This window comes from Flavobacterium facile (genome assembly GCF_036321945.1).
GTDB lineage: Bacteria > Bacteroidota > Bacteroidia > Flavobacteriales > Flavobacteriaceae > Flavobacterium > Flavobacterium facile.
On record NZ_JAZAYT010000034.1, the window covers coordinates 148,281 to 167,899 of the forward strand.

At 29.1% G+C, this 19,619-nt stretch carries 18 protein-coding genes; 3 read left to right on the top strand and 15 right to left on the bottom strand.

Annotation, left to right across the window (positions count from 1 at the left end):
• The first annotated feature begins 1,409 nt into the window (after positions 1 to 1,409).
• On the top strand, positions 1,410 to 1,832 hold the full coding sequence (locus tag UEQ13_RS11175; protein ID WP_329806428.1) for a DUF6943 family protein: 423 nt from the start codon (positions 1,410 to 1,412) through the stop codon (positions 1,830 to 1,832).
• Positions 1,833 to 2,074: 242 nt separating this feature from the next.
• Here UEQ13_RS11175 and UEQ13_RS11180 read toward each other — a convergent pair whose 3' ends face one another.
• Both UEQ13_RS11180 and UEQ13_RS11185 read right to left on the bottom strand, forming a co-directional pair.
• On the bottom strand, positions 2,075 to 2,296 hold the full coding sequence (locus tag UEQ13_RS11180) for a hypothetical protein (RefSeq protein ID WP_329806429.1): 222 nt from the start codon (positions 2,294 to 2,296) through the stop codon (positions 2,075 to 2,077).
• Between the two features lie 22 nt (positions 2,297 to 2,318).
• Positions 2,319 to 3,077, bottom strand: a complete 759-nt coding sequence (locus UEQ13_RS11185) for a hypothetical protein (RefSeq protein ID WP_329806430.1) — start codon at positions 3,075 to 3,077, stop codon at positions 2,319 to 2,321.
• A 254-nt stretch (positions 3,078 to 3,331) separates the two neighbouring features.
• Here UEQ13_RS11185 and UEQ13_RS11190 point away from each other — a divergent pair, with 254 nt between their 5' ends.
• Positions 3,332 to 3,535 (top strand): hypothetical protein, encoded by a 204-nt coding sequence (locus tag UEQ13_RS11190; protein ID WP_329806431.1) that lies wholly within the window; start codon positions 3,332 to 3,334, stop codon positions 3,533 to 3,535.
• A gap of 336 nt (positions 3,536 to 3,871) precedes the next feature.
• Positions 3,872 to 4,501 (top strand): 4'-phosphopantetheinyl transferase family protein, encoded by a 630-nt coding sequence (locus UEQ13_RS11195; RefSeq protein ID WP_329806432.1) that lies wholly within the window; start codon positions 3,872 to 3,874, stop codon positions 4,499 to 4,501.
• A gap of 4 nt (positions 4,502 to 4,505) precedes the next feature.
• Here the strand turns inward: UEQ13_RS11195 and UEQ13_RS11200 are convergent, their stop codons facing one another.
• From UEQ13_RS11200 to UEQ13_RS11260, 13 genes are read right to left on the bottom strand one after another with little or no spacing between them, the layout of a single operon-like run.
• The gene (locus UEQ13_RS11200; RefSeq protein ID WP_329806433.1) at positions 4,506 to 5,795 is read right to left on the bottom strand and encodes a phenylacetate--CoA ligase family protein; all 1,290 of its coding nucleotides are present in this window, start codon (positions 5,793 to 5,795) and stop codon (positions 4,506 to 4,508) included.
• Positions 5,792 to 7,465 carry a C45 family peptidase gene (locus UEQ13_RS11205; RefSeq protein WP_329806434.1) on the bottom strand — a complete coding sequence of 558 codons (1,674 nt, stop codon included), beginning with the start codon at positions 7,463 to 7,465 and terminating at the stop codon, positions 5,792 to 5,794. The genes UEQ13_RS11200 and UEQ13_RS11205 overlap by 4 nt, the downstream gene beginning before the upstream one ends.
• A gap of 5 nt (positions 7,466 to 7,470) precedes the next feature.
• Positions 7,471 to 8,988 carry a phytoene desaturase family protein gene (locus UEQ13_RS11210; RefSeq protein ID WP_329806435.1) on the bottom strand — a complete coding sequence of 506 codons (1,518 nt, stop codon included), beginning with the start codon at positions 8,986 to 8,988 and terminating at the stop codon, positions 7,471 to 7,473.
• On the bottom strand, positions 8,978 to 12,667 hold the full coding sequence (locus UEQ13_RS11215) for a 1-acyl-sn-glycerol-3-phosphate acyltransferase (RefSeq protein WP_329806436.1): 3,690 nt from the start codon (positions 12,665 to 12,667) through the stop codon (positions 8,978 to 8,980). The genes UEQ13_RS11210 and UEQ13_RS11215 overlap by 11 nt, the downstream gene beginning before the upstream one ends.
• A gap of 6 nt (positions 12,668 to 12,673) precedes the next feature.
• Positions 12,674 to 13,852: a DUF2062 domain-containing protein gene (locus UEQ13_RS11220; RefSeq protein ID WP_329806437.1), complete on the bottom strand. Its 1,179-nt coding sequence runs from the start codon at positions 13,850 to 13,852 to the stop codon at positions 12,674 to 12,676.
• Position 13,853: 1 nt separating this feature from the next.
• Complete coding sequence (locus UEQ13_RS11225; RefSeq protein WP_329806438.1) at positions 13,854 to 14,345, bottom strand: hypothetical protein; 492 nt, start codon at positions 14,343 to 14,345, stop codon at positions 13,854 to 13,856.
• Positions 14,342 to 14,719, bottom strand: a complete 378-nt coding sequence (locus UEQ13_RS11230) for a 3-hydroxyacyl-ACP dehydratase (RefSeq protein WP_329806439.1) — start codon at positions 14,717 to 14,719, stop codon at positions 14,342 to 14,344. The genes UEQ13_RS11225 and UEQ13_RS11230 overlap by 4 nt, the downstream gene beginning before the upstream one ends.
• A gap of 14 nt (positions 14,720 to 14,733) precedes the next feature.
• Entirely contained in the window at positions 14,734 to 15,384 is a 651-nt protein-coding gene (locus UEQ13_RS11235; RefSeq protein ID WP_329806440.1) for a porin family protein, read from the bottom strand.
• A gap of 9 nt (positions 15,385 to 15,393) precedes the next feature.
• Positions 15,394 to 16,005, bottom strand: a complete 612-nt coding sequence (locus UEQ13_RS11240) for a hypothetical protein (RefSeq protein ID WP_329806441.1) — start codon at positions 16,003 to 16,005, stop codon at positions 15,394 to 15,396.
• The gene (locus UEQ13_RS11245; RefSeq protein ID WP_329806442.1) at positions 15,983 to 16,609 is read right to left on the bottom strand and encodes a LolA family protein; all 627 of its coding nucleotides are present in this window, start codon (positions 16,607 to 16,609) and stop codon (positions 15,983 to 15,985) included. The genes UEQ13_RS11240 and UEQ13_RS11245 overlap by 23 nt, the downstream gene beginning before the upstream one ends.
• A complete protein-coding gene (locus tag UEQ13_RS11250; RefSeq protein WP_329806443.1) occupies positions 16,599 to 17,363 on the bottom strand; it encodes a polysaccharide deacetylase family protein in 765 nt (254 codons plus the stop codon). Before UEQ13_RS11250 ends, UEQ13_RS11245 begins: the two co-directional genes overlap by 11 nt.
• A complete protein-coding gene (locus tag UEQ13_RS11255; RefSeq protein ID WP_329806444.1) occupies positions 17,357 to 18,418 on the bottom strand; it encodes a beta-ketoacyl synthase N-terminal-like domain-containing protein in 1,062 nt (353 codons plus the stop codon). The genes UEQ13_RS11250 and UEQ13_RS11255 overlap by 7 nt, the downstream gene beginning before the upstream one ends.
• Complete coding sequence (locus UEQ13_RS11260) at positions 18,418 to 19,608, bottom strand: beta-ketoacyl-[acyl-carrier-protein] synthase family protein (RefSeq protein ID WP_329806445.1); 1,191 nt, start codon at positions 19,606 to 19,608, stop codon at positions 18,418 to 18,420. The genes UEQ13_RS11255 and UEQ13_RS11260 overlap by 1 nt, the downstream gene beginning before the upstream one ends.
• Positions 19,609 to 19,619 lie beyond the last annotated feature (11 nt).

Here is a 19,619-nt window from a genome sequence, read left to right on the forward strand (position 1 = left end):
ATTACTTTAAAAATCAATAGATATATTTACTGGAAAAATTTTGCGTAAAATCCATCTATAGTGGAAAATAATTGCCGTCACTAAACTTTTTTAAGCATTTTAATGGAAAATTAATGCATGATAAGAACATTTTATTTTGTTCGATAATAAAGAAAAGTTTTAGTTTTCCGTTGGCACACCTTCCCCACCGCACATAAAAAAAATTACTGGCACAGTTTTTAGAAAAAACACGTATGCTTCACAACTTGCGCCAGTAATTTTTTTTCCCAAGCTTAGTTACATAATGTGGCATTATGGTTCAGAAAAAAACCATAATAACATTATGTAAAAAAGCCGCTCCACCCACCCGCAAGGTCGTGCCTGCCATGGCAACTTTTTTCATTGCTTCCTCGCATCACCCGGCAATAAAAAAAACACCATTCGGCACGCCCCAAACACAACCAGTTTTCAAAAGATAAATGTCTAAATAACAATTTCTATAACGTTTAATTAATGGTTTTATATTCTTAATGGTTAGAATAGTAAGTACTTTCATTGTTTTTGCAAGTGCCTTCCATTTTTCAATACAACTCTATCTTATTTATAGTTTTCAATTCACTTCTACAAGGCACATACAAAATCAATAACCAAAACAAGAGTATTATTTTTGATTTGCCAGAAATACTTCAATAAATTGCTTTCACGATGGCCAGATGCCTTAATCATTTACAAAAGCGCAATTCACTAATTACAATTTACAACACACTCGCAAAAAGGCATCTATCCATCATAAAAGCAATCACAACATCTCAAATAGCAAATCAAAAACAATACCCTTGTCCGCGCTACTGCATCCTCACACTAGGAATATAATGCATTGTTTTTTGAAGATGCTTACCAATTTCAATAGACTATTTTCTATAAACTGTAAACTGCGACTGATAACTGACTAAAAGGCATCCACAAAAATCAAACCCACAAAAGCGTATCAAATTTTGGAGCAATTTGAAAAGACATTCAGTTTGATTATTTAGTAATTTAAAATTGCTTCCAAAATTTGACACCCTTTTCACACGTCCTCATTTCAGATAGACGTATTATTTAAAGATATTTCAAAAATAAAAAATAGTAAAAAAAAGAAAACAAAGGTCCGTTGCAGGTATTCAAAAAAGCAAGTTCAAGCCCTACGGGTTTCAGAAAAAATCTCCACCCTAACAATTCCAAAGCACTTCCACTACCCGACTAGATACTTACAACTTGTAACAAGTATCGGGTAGTATTTTTTCTGAAAAACTTGCTTTTTTGAAACCTTCCACATGAAGTGATGGCTTTCTTTTTTTTCCTTTTTTCTTTTGAAAAATTTTATGCGGAGCAGTTTTCAGTAGAAAAATCGGTCTAGAGAGAAATTTAATCTCTAAAATTTTATTGTTATGCCGAATTACATCATTAAAAGCCACAGAACAGGAACGATTTACACGCAACCTCATTTATTTATCCTAAATAAAGGATTGAATAGTGGAAAACCTCAAAAGGAGCCGTTTACAAACAGCTTTGTAATTATTTTTTCAAATCAAGAAGATGCAGAAAGTGTGTACTGGTTATCATTATCATTATGTAAGTCGAAATTCTGGCACCAATTTTTGGTTGGTTCTGTAATTCCGTTCTTAAAAATTCAAGAATTTAAATCTAATTTTTCTAAAAAAGTAACTGAGATGTTATCAGATTTTGAAAATCATCAAAAGAATATTAAAGCACTTCAGATATTGGAACAAAAAGAAGCACAATTTCATCAAAACATCAATCTTATTAACGATTTACGCAGGGTTATAGTTCATCGCTATTGCAAAAAATAGTTGTAAACTAAAAAAGCCCATTCCTTTCGGATTGGGCTTTTATATGGTCTAACTCTCGGTCACCACAACTAGAATTAGACTATTTTTTGTGCTTCTTGATTACAATTTTGAGTAACAAAGATATTAAAAAACTTACTATCGCACCCAGGGTGGCTAAAATAATTGTTCTTAAAATATCCTCCGAATTTAGATTCGGAATGACACTTAAAAATGTTCCACTTGCAGTTCCCACTAAAGTGGTATTATTGTGCTGCATCATCTTTCTCAGTCGTCAATTGACTAACTGCAGATAAAACACCACCTGCTACTGCAACATAACCACCAACTGTAACAACAATTGCAGGTAATGCAATTGGAGCTGTTAAAATGGTTCCACCAGTGGCAGCTAAAACTAGACCAATATTTCGAAGCACTTTAAAAAATTTTGGAGTGGGTTTTTTAGCTCTATATAATACTTTTTTCATAATTAAAATTTAAGATTGAATATTAAACTCCGCTATCTACTTTTGCAATAGATAAAGGATTAAATGCACCATTTTTCAATGGGTACATTTGTCCATTAATTTGCTGATAAAACTCAACACCAAGCACTAAAAAAAGTGGTTTTGTTGAGTTAGGAGTAACTGTATTAACATGGTTGATTGGAGCTGTAGCAGTTCCATCCCAAGGTAATATTGCAGTTTCTGAAGTTTCTGCAACATATGTTTCAGCTTCAAAATCAATTTCTGCACCTCCGGAAATGATTTTATAATGAGTGGTTCCACTTGGAGCTGCAATCATATTTCCAGCATTGAATGAAACTAAATCAACTTTAATTTCCCCTGCAACACGGTCAATAGTTGGAACAAATGGAGCAAATAGGGTAGTACCAAGCTTTCCACGGATATTGAATTCGAATCCAAATAATAATTCAGCTTCACCATCAATTACGTTTCTTAAACCTCTGTCACTTACTGTATCAGCTTGAATAACTTTCATCATAGATTGCGTTAATCTACTCACCATTCTACCATCTGCAGAATTTAAAAGTAAAGGTCTTAAAGCTGTTCTCAACATTTTTCCTGCCTTCCCAGCTCTACCAAACTCGGAACCATTTTCACGCGTTCTTTGAAACGCAGGATCGCTCGCGATTCTGCTTGCATCAATTCCACCTTTTTCACGAGCCAAATGCCCGTCTTGAGTTTTGTAAAAGGTAATATCTCCGATAGTACCTTTCAATTTAATTATGCCTTTCTGTCTTGCCATAATTCCTAAAATTTAAAAATTAATAATTCAATAAACACATCTTCGTTGCAACATTTCAGACGATTTGAACACAAATTTTATAATTAAAGTAATAAGTTATATAACAACAAGTTTCTATATGTCTTACAATGCTATAATTGACTAAATAAAACTTAAAAGTCCACTTCAAACTGATTATTATTTTTAATAATTTTATAAAAATTCATCCAAGTAGATTAAGTATATCAAATCCCAGCCAAAGGCATATATAAAGTATGAAAACAGAAAACAAAAGAGTATGTATCTATCCGAAAGACATACAGCGCATCACAGGGAAAAGTTATCGTCAAAGCATAAGAATATTACAAATGATAAAAACTGACGCTAATAAGCAGCCAAATCAACTTGTAAGCATTGAGGAGTTCTGTACTTACACAGGATTAAAATATGAACAAGTAGAACACTTAATTTTTGGCTAAAAAATTAAGTATAATTAGTAAGAATATTAACCCCTCCTGAAGAAAAATTATTTAAAATTAACTAGTTTAAAATTTGAACTTTCTCTATTAATTCTAAAATAAAATACTTAAATTTACATAATAAGATATTACAAATTTGAATAGTATTCATAAGGTGGAAAAATCGGTTACCCTAAAAAACCAATCGTTTTAAACCCCTTTAAAATAAGGGATTTTTTTCATGGTCAGGTTCTCTCCGACTCCACTGAAAACCCTGTAAAGCACTTGTTTTACAGGGTTTTCAAATTTAAGGGGACGTTTTTGTTGCCGTAATAATTTTGATTAAATGTTAAAATAATGCCTTTTTATAAGAAAATTTCACTTCAGCATAATACTTCTGTTTATTTATGGAAAATCAATGAAGAAATTTCAGATTTAAAAAAAGATCTTTTTTTAAGTGAAGTTTCTTTAAATAGATTGGAAAAAATGAAATCTTCAAATCATGTTAAAGGATTTTTAGCTGTTAGAAAACTTTTAAATATGGCAAACTATTCTGATGCTGATTTATTTTATGATGCTTTTGGAAAACCCTTTTTAAAAGACGGTAAACACATATCAATTTCTCATTCTCATGATTTTGCATGTGTCATAATTAGCGAAAATCATGTTGGAATTGACATCGAATTAAAAAATGAAAAAATCATAAAAAATGCAACCTTACTTTTTGATGAAGATTTTATACTAACCTTTAAAGGAAGTTTGGAAGAAACTAAAACCTTAACCACATTTTGTTGGGGAATTAAAGAAGCCATATTCAAAATACTTCCTGAAAACGACGTTAGTTTTAAAGATAATATTTCAATAAAACCATTTCAATTGAATGAAAGTTCGTGTGTTGTGAATGTGACATTTAATAATAAAATCACAAGTTATACTGTACAATTAAAAGAGATTGAAAACTATGTGTTAGCTTATGTAATTCAATAAAAAATTATTTCCTTGAATCTATAAAACGGGTTGGTTTTCTGTTCATTGGATTGAAAACAATCGGATTTAAAACTTCTTTAGCTACGAATTCAATTTTTGGTGTTACACGTAATTTAGCTCTGAAATGATCTTTTACTTCATTTAAAAATCCTTCTGACGGATTATTTACAGCAATTTGAATTACAATTTCATCTGTACCTAATTCATTTGTAAAAATTTGAATTAAATAATTATCAATAGTTGCAAAATCATTCAAAACATCATTCATTGCAGGCGGATACAAAGTTGTTCCTTTGTATTTAATCATTTGCTGCTTTCTTCCAACTACTGGTCCAACACGCAACGTATTTCTACCACAAGCACAAGTATCAGTATGTAATTTCACAATATCTCCCGTTTTAAAACGAATTAAAGGCATTGCTTCTACTCCAATTGTTGTAATTGTTAGTTCGCCACTTTCTCCTTCTTTAACAGGTTTATTTTCATCATCTAAAACTTCCACAATAATTAATTCTGGATGATGATGACCACCAACTCCGTGTTCACATTCTGTAAAAGCAGTGCTCATTTCCGTAGAAGCATAAGTTGAAAACAATTTTATGTTCCACTTGCTTGCAATTTTATCTGCTAATATTGAATTTGTAAAATCTTGGTTGCGTAACGATTCGCCAATACAAATCGCACCTTTAATTCCTAAATTATTATAATCAATACCGTGTGAATCGGCATATTCTATTAATTTTAAAAGAAACGATGGAACTGTTATTAAATAGGTTGGTTTATATTTTAATATAGAATCCCATTGTAATTCCGGAATACCAGCACCTACTCTAATTACACCAACTTTCATTTTTCGAAGTCCTAGAAAATAGGCTAAACCTGCCATAAATCTTCGGTCCATTGTTGTCATTAACTGAACAACATCACCTTCTTTTATACCGGCACAATCAAAAGAAATCGCTTCATTATAAGCTAATCTATCTAAATCATTGTCCGTTAATCCGAAAGTTACAGGATCACCTAAAGTTCCAGAAGTTGTAGCAAAATCAATTATTTTATGCGTTGGAACACATAAAAAATCATCGTTATTTTTTTGTAAATCTTCTTTTGTTGTGGTTGGAATACGCTGTAAATCTTCTAAACCAGATATTTTAGTAATATCAATATTATGTTCTTGAAATAAATTCTTGTAATACACTGAATATGTATTCACATATTGCAAAACTTCTTGCAGTTTCAATTCTTGAAATGCTTTAATTTCGGCTAAAGATTGTTTTTCAATATGTGGTATCATTTCAGTTTCTTTTTTGATTTTTTTAATAATTTTTCAACTTGTAATTTACTGGTTCTTGTAGTAATTTCACATAATAAAGCTTTTTCAAATTGCACTTTAGCTTGAGTAAAATCTTTAATTTTGTAAAAATACAAACCCACTTTGTAATAAACTAACCAAAAATTTGGATTTAAAGCTTGGTAATTTGCAATTTGATTAAAATCTAATATTTTCTTTTGTTTTAAATCCAAATCAATTTTCGCGTCTGCAATTCTAAATTGCTCATAATTTTTGTACTCATCCGAATTTAAAAAAGGATCTTTTGCAATTGATAAATCGGCGCGTTCAAACGATTCTACTCTTTCAAAATTCTTTTGTTCCTTGAATATTTGATTTAAATCGTAGCAAACAAATTCTCCTAATTGGTACGGATTTGCGGATACCCAAACCAATAATTCTTTGGGTTTAAAAATAATTCCATGATGCGCCAATAATTGGTTCAATGCTTTTTCATTTCCAAATCCAATTTCTTTATTGTTTAATCCTTTTGTATTTCTTAATATTTCAGCAGCTATAGTTGGGTTAATTTTCGGATTTGCATCAAACAATTCCGTCATTTTATCAAATCGATATTTCGAATGGCTATCTCTAATTTGCTTCAGGTTTCTTCTATCATTTTTAAGCTCGTCACTTTGAAAATGATTGGCACAAATGATTTGATTTCTATTCTCTACTTCAAAAACGCCAAAATTATTGGGAGAAACTTCAATAAGAATAGCCTTATTATCCGCAACACTTCCTATCATTAACGATTCGGAAACAAAAACTTTTCTTTTTTTTGCTATAACAATTGCTTCGTCAATATTGGTTGCATATTGCAAAATTTCTCTCGCTAAAATCGAAATCGGTGTTTTGGCTACCAATGGAATTTTTGACTTACCAGCATTTAATGTTATAGTCAAACCTTTAACATTCATTCCAGAAACGGCACCTGTCATTCCTGCCCAAGTGAAAATCATAAATGGATTTCCTTGAGTTGGTTTTATAAAGGCGATAACTTTATCTTTTGCGAAATCGTCTCCAGCATAAAAATCGAAATTTCTTCCTAAAATTAAATTTCCATCTTCTGATTTTGAATCCCAAGCTGCAAATGAAGAACAACCAACTAAAGCTAAATCTTGTAAAGCGTGACCAATATCATGAGCGCCATGTAAATACAAACTTCTTAAATAAGCTGGTGCAATAGCATCAAATTGTTTAGAAGAGTATCTTGAATAACCATAAATTTCTGTTTTATATTCTTCTGGAATGTTTCGATATAATTTTCGATTGTACCATTTTAAGAAAAAACGCAATAGCTTTTGCTTTGATTGGGAAGGAACCAAATCTTTAATTTTAGAAAAGAAAATAGTTTCTTGTTTTTTCAATAAAGAATCTGATAAAGCTCCAGAAATTAAACCAACTTGTAATGGATCACCTTCCACATATAATTCCCAAAGTTGGTGTTTATTTTTAAGTAAAGTGTTTTTTCCAGAAACAAATAAAGTATCTGCTTTTTTATCTACAACAGGAATTGTTTGGTTATAACCAGCTGTAATTGGCTGATGCTTTAAAGATCTTGAAATCCCACAAGACACGGTAAGTTTAAATACAACAGTTAAATAAAAAAGAAAAAAGATTTTACTCTTCATAACGTTTATGCAGTTTCTTGATTTATTTTATCTACTAAATATTCTTTTCCTATAATTTCTGAGCAAGTTAAAACAGCACCAATAGTTACTCCTAAAACACCATGCATATTGATGCTTTGTCCGGTAAGATACAAATTGTCTAATTTTGTTTTTGGTGCGATAAAAGAGAGCATTGGATTGTTACAATCTTTTACATAACCGTACATATTTCCACTACTTCCACCAATATAATCTCTGTAAGAAAGTGGTGTTGAAGTGTGAATTGATTTAATACAACTTCTAATATTTGGAAACTTAACTTCTATTTCCTTTAGAAATTTTTCTGTTTTTTGAGCTTTGAATTCTTCGTAACTAATTCCTCTATCATTCTTTTCAGCTGTAGTATTGAAGGTTTCTTCCCATTCTTTTACATCATCATATTTCATGTAAGTAATAAAAGTCATTCCTTCAGCCCATTCTTCATTTTTTCCAGAATAATTCATAGATGACATATAAGCTTTTGGCCAGCTTGCATCATCATAATCGTAGGCAGACCAAACATCATTAGCCTTTTTAAAATGATAATAATTACAATTTAAATATTTAAAAGTGTCTGGTTTAAAAACAATATACAAACTAAAAGCTGAAATTACACTTTCTAATTTATCAATTCTCTCATAATACGATTTTCTAAAATGAGATAATCCAACCATTTTTAATGTCGCTTTTGGATCTATATTTGAAATAAACAAATCAGCTTTAACGACTTCATTTTCTTTGGTTGTTATAGACACAACTTTATTCTCTTCTACTTGAAAAGTTGCAACATCTTTATATTTATAGATTTCTCCACCATATTTTTTTAATTGCTTGATTAGTTGTTTCGTAATTTGACTACCGCCATTTACACATCTCCAAGAACTTTGTATGTATGAATTTACAGATAATGCATGCACATAAAAAGGTGATTTTTCAGGAATACCGGCATATAAAAAATTGGTTCCTGCTAAAACAGCTCTTAATTTTTCGTTTTGCGTAATTTCATCAATACAATCTTTGGCGTTTAATGCTAAAATTTCACTTTGGTATTTTCCTTCAGCATTTAAATTATACAAAGGAAAAGTATCACAAATATCAACTACCAGTTTACAATATTTTTCCAAAGCTTCCTTTTCATTCGGAAAACTTTTAAGTAACTGATTTACGAAGTTTTCATAACCTTGCGCATGAGGATATTCTTCGCCCTCATCTTCAAATGAAACAATATCAAAAGCATCTTCATCCATTTTTTTTAAACGAAGTTCATCCATTATACCAATATACTTAAAGTATTTGTATAAATTTTGACCTTCAGATAAGCCACCGATGTAATGAATTCCTGTATCAAAAATGGTTTTATCTCTTACAAAAGTTTGTAAATTTCCACCAAATTGATTGTTTTTTTCCAAAACACAAACTTTGTATCCTTCTTTTGCTAAGATAATCGAAGAAACCAAACCGCCTAAACCACTTCCTACAATTACTATGTCGTATTTATCTTTCACTTAACTTATTTTTTAAAACAATAATGTCACCATCACTTGAATGGATTTCAAAACTTGCCTGCTCAAATTTATGTAATAAATCAGAACTATTTAACAAAATTACCGTCTGAAAATTATTTAAATTACGAGAAATTTGGTCGAAATTAAAATTATTATCAGAAATTAACAACGTATCATTTTCTAAAATATCTTTTTCGATAGTATCTACATAATTAATAGTATATTTTTGAACCAAATAACTTGAATTGGAAATAGCTCTTTTTTCTAAATTTTGGTTATACGATTTTATTTTTCTTTTTGCTTGTTGCAAACACAAAAGAACATCTATTTGTCCGTAATCAGATGCGATATGTAAAATTTTGGCATCAGGATTAATGTAAGAATTTAGTTTGTAATAATTATTTTTATTAACTAAAAAATCCGATTTTACTTCTGAAATAATTTCTCTTTCTTTATATAAAAAACTTAAGAATAATTTGTCTTTAAAATAGTTTTCACCTTCAAATTCTTGTCGTAATTTATTAAATTCAGTTCTAAAATATTTATTAATAGATTTTGTTCTTTGCGAATAATTTTCACCAAACGATTTATCTTCTGCTTTTATTCTTTTATCTATAACAACAGTAATATTATCATCATAAATAATATGATCTCCTTTTGGTAACGTTTCAGAATTTCCATGAATAAAAACAGGTAAAATATCAATATTGAAATGTTCCGCTAAATAAAAAGCTCCTTTATAAAACCTATTAATTTCGTTAGTATTGGAACGTGTTCCTTCTGGGAAAATCATTAATGAATATCCTTTTTCAATTTTATCTCTCAAATGTTCCACACTACCTTCAATACCTTGCGAAGCTGGATAATAACCCGCTAATTTTACAATTTTACCAAAAAACGGAGAATTATAAACCCAATCGTTAACCAAATAAATTATTTTAGGCGTAATCATTCCAACCGCTAAAATATCTAGAAACGATGTGTGATTTGAAATAATAACAGCAGGTTTACTAAAATCTTCTTTAAAATTATTTACAATTTTTTTATTCATAAAAGGATTAGAATATAAAACCGATTTCATGAAATTTGAAATGATAATTCTAAACCACATCATTTTTCTTTCCTTGTTTACTGGTATTAAAAACAAGAACATTTTTCCGAAAAATGAGAAAAACAAACCACCTAAACCATAATATAAAAACGATAAAGTAGAATGAATTAACAATCGTAATGTAATTGGCGATTTTCCTTTTTTGACTCTATTAATAAAACAAATACGAAATAGTAAAGGATAAAAAATGAACGTGATTAATAACGCCGCAAATACACCAATTAAAGAAACAGATGAAATTGATTTTAAGGCAGGATGTTTGGCAAAAACTAAAGCACCAATTGCTAAAATTGTGGTTAAAGCAGCTAAAATGATAGAAGTTCTATAAGTTGGCATTTCATTTTTACCTGTTGTGTATTCTTTTTGTAAAGCACTTGTCATAAATATACTAAAATCGACACCATGACCGAATATTAGTGTACAAACAATCGTACTAAAAATGTTTAATTGTATGTTGAAAAACCACATAACTCCAGCTGTTACAACACCTGTTAGTACAATTGGAATAGTACTGACTAAAACCAATTCTATTCTTCTAAAAAATACAAAAAGGATTAAAACGACAGCGATAAATGAATAATTCACTAAAGAATTAAAATCGTCTCTTAGTTTACCTAAAAAGGTTTCATTCATTTGTTGCCTATCGATAGCTAAAACATTGGATTTTGTTTCAATTGAACTTACAAATTTATCGCGTTGAGCATCCGAAACTTTCGCAACTGATGTAATGGTATAAAACCCGTTTTTAGAAGCTACGAATTCATCCAGATAAAGCGCAGTAATTTTTTTGTAATCTTCAAAATTCAATAACTCAAATTTCTGATTCAATAAATTATAAAATCCTTGATGCATTTCTGGTTTAAAACCAATTGCATTTCCATGAGAAATAAGTGCGTTCTGAACAAATTGTTTTTTATTATTTGACCAAAATGCATTCCACAATTTTAATTTTTCTTCTTGAGCTTCTTTTGATAAAACGATTCCGCCAATAGAACTGAAATTTATGATTTTATTTTCTGCTTTTTGATTTGAAAGTTTATCAAAAAGTTTACCGTTATTTTGTATGGCTTCTTCAATCGAATTTCCATAAGCGGCCAAATAAATTGACTTTGAAGTTAGATTGGTTCTCTTCTCTAGTTTTTCTTCCGTTTTTTTAATATCATCAGGAATAAAATTCAAATCTGACAAATTGTTGTTGAACGTAACTTTTCCGAAAGTAAAAAATGATAGAACAATTATGATACAAGTAATTCCGATTAAAGCTTTATTGTTTTCGAAAGAAAATTTAGCCACTTTATCTAAGATATTTTCTTTAGCTGGTAACAAACTATCCTTTGGTTTATATAAATGTGGAATAATTAAAAGGGAGAAAAAAGCGGATACAATAACACTAATTGCGGCAAAAATTCCTAAATCTTTTAACGCTTCCGAATTCACAAAAAGCAAACATAAAAATGCCAAAGCAGTTGTTGTGCTACTCATTATTAAAGGCATTGTAATGTCTTTATAAACCGTTTTTAAATCGTTATGATGTTTATAATGTGTAAGAATATGCAAAGAATAATCGATGGTAACACCTAATAAAACGGCACCAACACTTAATGAAATGGCAGAAATAGTTTGTCGTAAAAAGTATAAACAAGCAATTGCGGTTACTACTCCAAAAATGGTTGGAATAAAAATAATTACGGGAATTAGTATTTTACGATAAAACACAATTAAAATTAGCATTAAAGTCCCTAATGAAACTAAAATGGTAGTAATAATATCCGTTTTAATTTGCTTTGCATTGGCAACGGCAATTAATGAAGATCCAAAATAATCTAAAGAAACTTTACCTTTATTTAAGCTATTAAACTGTGATTTAATTTTATTTAGTTCGTCAACAAAAAGCGTGTTTTTTTCGGTTTCGCTTCCGCTTAATTTTGGATTGATAAATAATAAAAGTGTTGATTCATCTTTTGTAATAATGAAACCGTTTTTTAAAATAAAATCGTCACCGATGCTTAATTGTTGTAATTTTTTTAAGGCGATGAAAGAAATTCCTATTGGATCGTTTACAATAAAATCTTTTGCTATAATTCCAGTTGGTGAAATTAAGGTTTTATAATTATTTTCAACTTGTTTTGAAATACTATCATTAACTAGCTTTTTCTCTAAATTAGCATAATCTTTTTCATCTAAAAAGTAAGGTAAATTTTGGTAAACAAAATCAAACGTTTGTTGAATGTTTTCATCCTCAACTTTACCTTGAATGTTTTTTATATAAGGTTCGCAAGATTTTAAACTATCAATAAAATTTGTGGCAGTTTCTGTTAAATCATCAATGGAACCATTTTTATCTTTCTCAATAATTACAGTAATTTTATCCGAAAAATTTAATTGTTTAATGACTTTTGTAGCTACATCTGCATTTTCATTCTTTGGAATAATTCTCGTAATATCTTCTTCAAATCTAATTTTTGAAGCAAAAAATCCGAATACTAATAAAAACAAAAACGCCATTGCCAAAGAGAGCAATTTATGTTTCTGAATAAAATAATGAACCTTAATAAAAAAATTATGCATTTTAATTTATTTGTTTGATTTACCTTTTAGCGAAAGTAAGAAATAACTACATAATCCGAAAGTAATTGCTGATATTGTAGCTAAAATAAAACTTCCAACAAGATATTGAAAAGTATGATTTTTTATAGATTCGAATGTCAAATTGTGATAAAATGAAAAATTTTCATTTCCTTTTACAAAGAAGGAACCAACTTGTAAAGAAGCGTAAATGATAAAAGGAATCAAGGGTGGAAAGCTAATATTCGAAAAAGCAAAAGCTAACATTTTATTCCATTTTAAAACTATCGCTAAAAAAAAAACTAAAACTGTTTGAAATCCCCAAAATGGAGCAATCCCAATAAAAACACCCAAAGCAATTGAAAGGGATTTAATTAGATTAGAATCGTTACTCTGTAAGATTTCCTCATTGATGAATTGTTTTATTTTTTTTTTTTTGAAATTTCTAAAAAAATCTCTTGGCTTTATGTATAAAAGGGTTATTAGAACTAAAACAGTATTTAGAATACTAATTCTGGTGAAATCTTTAAAAGGTCTGAAATGAGTTACACGTTCTGTTGGATCGTACAAAATTTTTACAGGAATGTTTTTCACAAGAGTTCCTTCCCAAGCAGCTCGGACAATTACCTCAATTTCAAATTCGAATTTATTAGTAAAATATTTTTTTGGAAGATGTAATAACGGATATAATCTATAACCAGATTGTGTATCTTCTAATTTAATACCGGTTTCAAACCAAAACCAAAAATTAGAAAACTTATTGCCAAAACTACTTTTTTTAGGCACATTTTCTTGGTTCATATTTCGGCTACCGATAAGTAAAATATTACTTTCATTTTTAGCTAATTCTTCTAAAAAAACCGGAATATCATCTGGAAAATGTTGTCCATCAGAATCAATTGTAATCGCATGATGAAAACCGCTTTCAATAGCTTTTTTAAATCCTAAACGAAGCGCATTTCCTTTTCCTTTATTTTGTTTAATCGTAATAGATTCTATGGAAGAATAGGATTTGATTATTTCAAAAGTACTATCTGTTGAACCATCGTTTACAACAATAACATTTGAAGTATATTGCAATACACCGTCGATTACTCTTTTTAAAGTTTTGTGGTTATTATACGTTGGAATAATTACACAAACTTTTTTAAGATTCAATGTTTCTGAAATAGTTGAATTTGAAAGCATTCTATTTATTTAATTGTTGCTTTTCAGCAGTATTAAAAACTAAAGATTGAGTTGCGTATTTTTTTATATATTCCTTTAAATCAGGTGATTGTTTAGAAAACAAAAGTAGAATTTGTTTTTTATCTGCTTCTATATTTCCTTTGTATTTTAGTAGTTTAGGTGTGTTTTCCTGAATGCTTAATCTGATTAGTCGCGCTTCCAAATTATTAGGATTGGCTTTTATCACAGCTTCCAAAATAGTCACTCCTTTAATAAAACCTTCTTTTTTTTGTTTTATTCCTGAAGTAAATTTTGATTTCAAAGCGATTGAGGCACCTTTATAAGCTAATAAAGTTTCATCATTTTTTGAATATTTATTCATAAAATCATAAAACGTATTTGTGTTTGTTTTGGAATCAGAAGAAGCAACATACATTTTTCGAATGTCTGTTACGTTATAACTCTGAAAAACAGAAAAAGTTATAGCAAATACTATGGAAAAAATTACTTTCAAGAAGTAGTTCTTTTATAAGTATTTGATAATTTCAAAGCAACGGTATCTTCAAAACTTGTAGTGTTTTTAACTTTAATTTCAGAATTTTCATTTTCAGAAATTTCTAAATCTAAAACTAATTTTGAATTAACTTCTGGGTTTATTAAAGCCATAAACTTAACGTTAGAAGTACTAACCATAGTTAGACTTACATTCAAAACGCTTTCAGTTATTTCTTTGATAATTTGCATCATACAAACTCCTGGTGTTACAGGATTTCCAGGGAAATGTCCCTTAAAAATATCATGATCTTTATTCAATGTAATAGAGGCTAAATATTTGCCTTCATTAATTGTATCAATTTTATCAACTTTATAAAAATCCTGTAACAACATAAGTTTTTGTATTATTATTTTACGTCAAATTTATAAAAAGCTCCAACAGAGAAAACAACATTAGTATGGTTTCCATAAGAAGAATCTATGACAGGAATAATTCCTTTTTTAATCCTTGCTTCTACTCCAAAATTTGAAGTAATATCATAACCAGCTCCTAAAAAGAAAGATAAATCAATTGGAGTACCATCCCAACCATAATAATTATTATAGTTATTATTAATGTTTGTTGCTGTAACTTTATTATCAATTAAAAAATCAATAGTTGGACCAACATGAACATTAAATTTATTGAAAGTAAATTTATTAGCTACACCAACAGATAAATAAGACAAATCATAATCTGTAGTATATTTAGCTCCATTATTATCATAATTAAACACACTAGAACCTTGTCTAGAATAGTTCAATTCTGGTTGTAATGAATAATATTTAGTAAGTTTTAAATCTCCAAAAAAACCAACATATAAACTTGTTTTCGATTCAGATTCAAAACCTCTGTTTCCATTATTTCCATAATAAGAACTATAATAATTAGCATCATTTCCTTTTGAAAAATGAGACATATTTAAACCACCTCTAATACCAGGTTTAAAAGTAACTTGAGCATTACCAATTGTAATTCCTCCTAAAATAATTGCAAATAAATAAAGTGCCTTTTTCATGTTAATTGTTTAATTGATTATTTGATTAAATTCTATTTTTAGTTTAATATTATTATGTTGAATTGTTATATTTTCAGCAAAAGTAGGTTTTTTTGAATGAAATGTAAAAATTACCTTCTCCTTTCTTTTATTGGTTTTAATAATTTTACTTAAATTATTTGTAATCAAATCATTATAAAAGTACAGTTTGTTTTGGGTTTGATATATGATTTCGTTTTTCGTTTTATAGGTTTTCATTACGTTATGGTTGACTTGTAATAAAGTTCTGAAATCATTTTCAAGAGTATTAATGATAAGCTTCTTATTCAGATTATCCACAATAAAGTTTACTTTAAAACTGTTTTCTGAAATTTCAAAATCTAATAATTTATTACCAAAATCTGTTGTTAAAACCATCCTGTGAAGGCTATCATTTATTCGTTTAGTTATAAAAATTCCGCTTAATTGATTTCCATAAATTTCAATATGAGTTTTATAAACATAATCAATTGATTCCTCTAAAAAATATTGATTTTGAACAATTGAAGTCGTATTTTCAACTTCTACTGCATCAGGAACTTGATATGATTTACACGATAAAAAAAGGCTAAAAAAAGCGCTAATTAGTAAATACCGAATCATCAATTTTTGCATTTATTATTTTATTTTTAAATGTAATTTTTGTGTAATCTCCTGATGATTCAATTAATTTTACTTCTGAAACAGTATTTTCTTTTAATGGAAAATGTAAATCAATTTGCTTAATCATTTTTTTGATTGCTGCTGTTTTAGGAATTAATTTTGCAATATAATGTTGTTTGTTTTTAAAGTAAGAAATATCAAATTCTTTATCGTCAAACATATTTCCGCTTACACTTCCTATTATAAGTTTATTGATTTTTTCGAAAATTTTACTTTTAGCATCAACTGTACTTTTTTTACCTTGATCATTAATATAAACTTTATTATTTTTGAAAATAATACTGTATTGATAAGGCTTTGTATATTGCCAACTTAATAAATTAGGTGATTTAAAATTTAATTTCCCAGAACTTTCAATGTCTTTCGTTAAAAAATCCATGTGTTTTAGTTGAACGAAATCCGTTTTAATGGTTTTAATAGTTTTAGACTGACTTTCAACTGTTTCCTTAAATTTAACAATTTCTTGAGCAGACATTTTTTGCTCTTGTGGTAAAATTTTAAAGCTACAAATGGCCAGTACTAAAAGTAATATTTTAATTTTCATCTTTCGAAATTTCAAGTAATTCATCAATAGTTATCGTTTTATAACTTTCTGATTGCAAAAATAGCAATAACTGTTCCAAAACCGAAACAGTTTTTGTAGAAGTATCATGCAATAAGATAATACTTCCTGGTTGCACTCTTTTTATTATTCTTTCTAAAATTAAGTTTTCACTTTTAATAACCGTATCTAATGAACGTATATTCCAACCAATAGTTATTTGATTGGTTTTAGAAATAGCTTTTGCGATATTCGGATTTGTGACTCCAAATGGTGGTCTGTACAATCTGTTTTTTACATTTACCAGTTGCGTTATTAATTCATTAGTTTGTACAATTTCAGAAACTATTTTTTCTGTTGAAAAAAAACCATTCCAATTAGAATGAGAGTACGAATGATTACCAATATTATGACCTTCAGCAATTATTCTTTCAACAGTTTTTGGATATTTTTCAATTTGTTTTCCGATGCAAAAAAAAGTAGCTTTTGCATTATATTTCGATAATAAATCTAAAATTTCAATCGTTTTTTCGTGCGGACCATCATCAAAAGTAAGTGCTATTACTTTGACTTTACATGTGTTTGATTTAGAAATATTTCTTGAAAAATAATTCAATCTCATATCGAAAGCACCCCAAGTTGTAATTCCTAAAAAGGCTAAACACAATAAAACGTAAGAAACTATACTAACTTTTAAAAAAAAGAAAAATAGTAGCAGAATAAAAAATATAAAAACAGAATATTTATGTCTTAACATTTTGATAATAGTACTAAACTATGGTCTTTACCTTGAAACTGATTATATAAAAGTACTTTTGAAAAATTAGATTTCTCAATAGCATTCATTTTTACACTTGATGGAACAACTTGATTTTTAAGAATTGAAGCGGCAACCCAAAATCCAAAGGCAGAAGCCGTATTGAATTCGCCACATAAATGTTTGTAATAAATTTGTGGAACTTCATTAAAAATTTCACCTGCTATTTTGTAATATGCATCAAAATTGATATCACCATTGTTTCCAAAAACAACAGCTTCAATATCTTCTTTTTTTAAGTTATTCTTATTTAAAAACTCACTTATAAAGCTTTCAATTTCATTAGGCTCTAATTCATTTTGAATTTGTAAAGCTTCTAAAACAGCATATGTACTTTCTTTTTGAACATTTTCTAAAGTAACGAATGTTGCACCTTCGCTATAAACCACTCCAGAAGAATTGGAATTTAAAACAGAATAGGGTGCATCACTTTCATTTTTTATAACATTAGTAAGTTTAAATAACTCCATGGTATGTGAAGACGTTTCATCTGCAGCACCAACTAAAATAGTATTTTCTTCCTCATTTTCAATTTGCATTTTTGCATCTAACAAAGCCGATTCAAAAGAAATGGCACCATTCACATAAGTAAAGTTATAACCTTTACAACCTAATCCTAAAGCAATTTGTGCACCAACTGTATTATGAGTTGATTGTATAAAATTGGTTGGCGTTAAATATTCTTCGCTATTATCAATTAATGCTTTTAAGAATTTTTCTGAATCTTCAATACATCCCATTCCAGTTCCGGTAATAATCGCATCTGGAAGAGTAACATTCGCTTCTTTTAAAGCTTTTGTAGAAGCTGCTAAGCCCATTTTCACACCTTTTGCCATTCTTCTTGCTGCTGCTGGTGGAATCAATTCTTTATAAGAGGGTTGAATCGCATACACAACATTTTCCGTTGTATTGATTATAACCGATTCTAAGAAAGAAGTTTCATAAGTATCTTGAGCAGAGACGCATCCCATGCCATTAATGTAGCACTTTCCCATTAGTTTTTAGAAAATATTAAAGTAGAACAGTTTCCTCCAAATCCGAAAGAATTAGAAAGTACATGATTGATTTCTTTCTCTTTAAGTGAAAGTTGTGGTGTTAAATTGAATTCTTCCATGTTTGTTTTAAAATTCAAGTTTGGAAAAATGATATTATTTTGAAGTGCTAAAACACTATAAACGGCTTCAATACCTGCAGCTGCCGCTAAAGTATGACCCGTAAAAGGTTTTGTAGAACTAAAATCTGGAACATTATCACCGAATATTCTGATAATGGCTCTTCCTTCGGATAAATCGTTATTTGGTGTTGCCGTTCCGTGTGCGTTGATATAGTCAATTTCACTTGGTTGAATTTTAGCCATTTTAAAAGCTTTATTCATAGCTAAAAAAGCACCATCACCATTTTCAGAAGAAGCAGTTTGATGAAAAGCATCATTCGCATTTCCGAAACCAGTCACATAAGCCAACACTTTTTTATTTTCTTTTTGTACGATTTTTTCAGATTCTAAAACTAGAAAAGCTGCAGCTTCACCTAAATTAAGACCTTTTCTATTATTATCAAAAGGAGCGTTATACTCGTCAGATAAAATCATTAAAGTTTTAAACCCATTGATAGTAAATTTTGCTAAAGCATCAGTTCCACCAACCACTACTCTATCTAGCTCACCTGATTCGATTAATCTCGCGCCAAGCATAATTGAATTTGCCGCAGAAGAACAAGCTGTGCTTATTGTGGTAACTAATCCTTTTAATCCGATACAATTGGCGATTTTTTGAGAATTATCTCCGATATCGTGACTCGCGATGTATTTTTGACACGCTTCATTTTCGAAATATTCGTAAAAATATTTTTCAGTCATGTCCATTCCACCAACACTTGTTGCTGAAATTAGTCCTGATTTATATTCATTTATATTCGTAATGTTTGCGTCTTTCACAGCTTGTTTTGCTGCTATTGCGCCTAATAATGCGGTTCGTGAAAAATTATTATCACTAGGTAAATTAAGTTGCTCGGCTAATTGCTCATTGGTTTGTTTAATTTCTCCTACTTTAATCACATCTTTATGAATGGTTTCAAAATTTGAAATTGTTGAGAGACCTGTTTTTAAAGAAACTAATGAATGAAAATTTTCTTCAACTGTAGTACCAATTGAAGAAATAATTCCCATGCCTGTTATTGCAACTTTCATATATTTATATA

Bases quoted from the DNA above. Each gene is read 5' to 3' on its own strand.
- UEQ13_RS11175 (WP_329806428.1), top strand. From the start codon at position 1,410: ATGCCGAATTACATCATTAAAAGCCACAGAACAGGAACGATTTACACG.
- UEQ13_RS11180 (WP_329806429.1), bottom strand. From the start codon at position 2,296: ATGAAAAAAGTATTATATAGAGCTAAAAAACCCACTCCAAAATTTTTT.
- UEQ13_RS11185 (WP_329806430.1), bottom strand. From the start codon at position 3,077: ATGGCAAGACAGAAAGGCATAATTAAATTGAAAGGTACTATCGGAGAT.
- UEQ13_RS11190 (WP_329806431.1), top strand. From the start codon at position 3,332: ATGAAAACAGAAAACAAAAGAGTATGTATCTATCCGAAAGACATACAG.
- UEQ13_RS11195 (WP_329806432.1), top strand. From the start codon at position 3,872: ATGCCTTTTTATAAGAAAATTTCACTTCAGCATAATACTTCTGTTTAT.
- UEQ13_RS11200 (WP_329806433.1), bottom strand. From the start codon at position 5,795: ATGATACCACATATTGAAAAACAATCTTTAGCCGAAATTAAAGCATTT.
- UEQ13_RS11205 (WP_329806434.1), bottom strand. From the start codon at position 7,465: ATGAAGAGTAAAATCTTTTTTCTTTTTTATTTAACTGTTGTATTTAAA.
- UEQ13_RS11215 (WP_329806436.1), bottom strand. From the start codon at position 12,667: ATGCATAATTTTTTTATTAAGGTTCATTATTTTATTCAGAAACATAAA.
- UEQ13_RS11220 (WP_329806437.1), bottom strand. From the start codon at position 13,852: ATGCTTTCAAATTCAACTATTTCAGAAACATTGAATCTTAAAAAAGTT.
- UEQ13_RS11230 (WP_329806439.1), bottom strand. From the start codon at position 14,719: ATGTTGTTACAGGATTTTTATAAAGTTGATAAAATTGATACAATTAAT.
- UEQ13_RS11235 (WP_329806440.1), bottom strand. From the start codon at position 15,384: ATGAAAAAGGCACTTTATTTATTTGCAATTATTTTAGGAGGAATTACA.
- UEQ13_RS11240 (WP_329806441.1), bottom strand. From the start codon at position 16,005: ATGATTCGGTATTTACTAATTAGCGCTTTTTTTAGCCTTTTTTTATCG.
- UEQ13_RS11245 (WP_329806442.1), bottom strand. From the start codon at position 16,609: ATGAAAATTAAAATATTACTTTTAGTACTGGCCATTTGTAGCTTTAAA.
- UEQ13_RS11250 (WP_329806443.1), bottom strand. From the start codon at position 17,363: ATGTTAAGACATAAATATTCTGTTTTTATATTTTTTATTCTGCTACTA.
- UEQ13_RS11255 (WP_329806444.1), bottom strand. From the start codon at position 18,418: ATGGGAAAGTGCTACATTAATGGCATGGGATGCGTCTCTGCTCAAGAT.
- UEQ13_RS11260 (WP_329806445.1), bottom strand. From the start codon at position 19,608: ATGAAAGTTGCAATAACAGGCATGGGAATTATTTCTTCAATTGGTACT.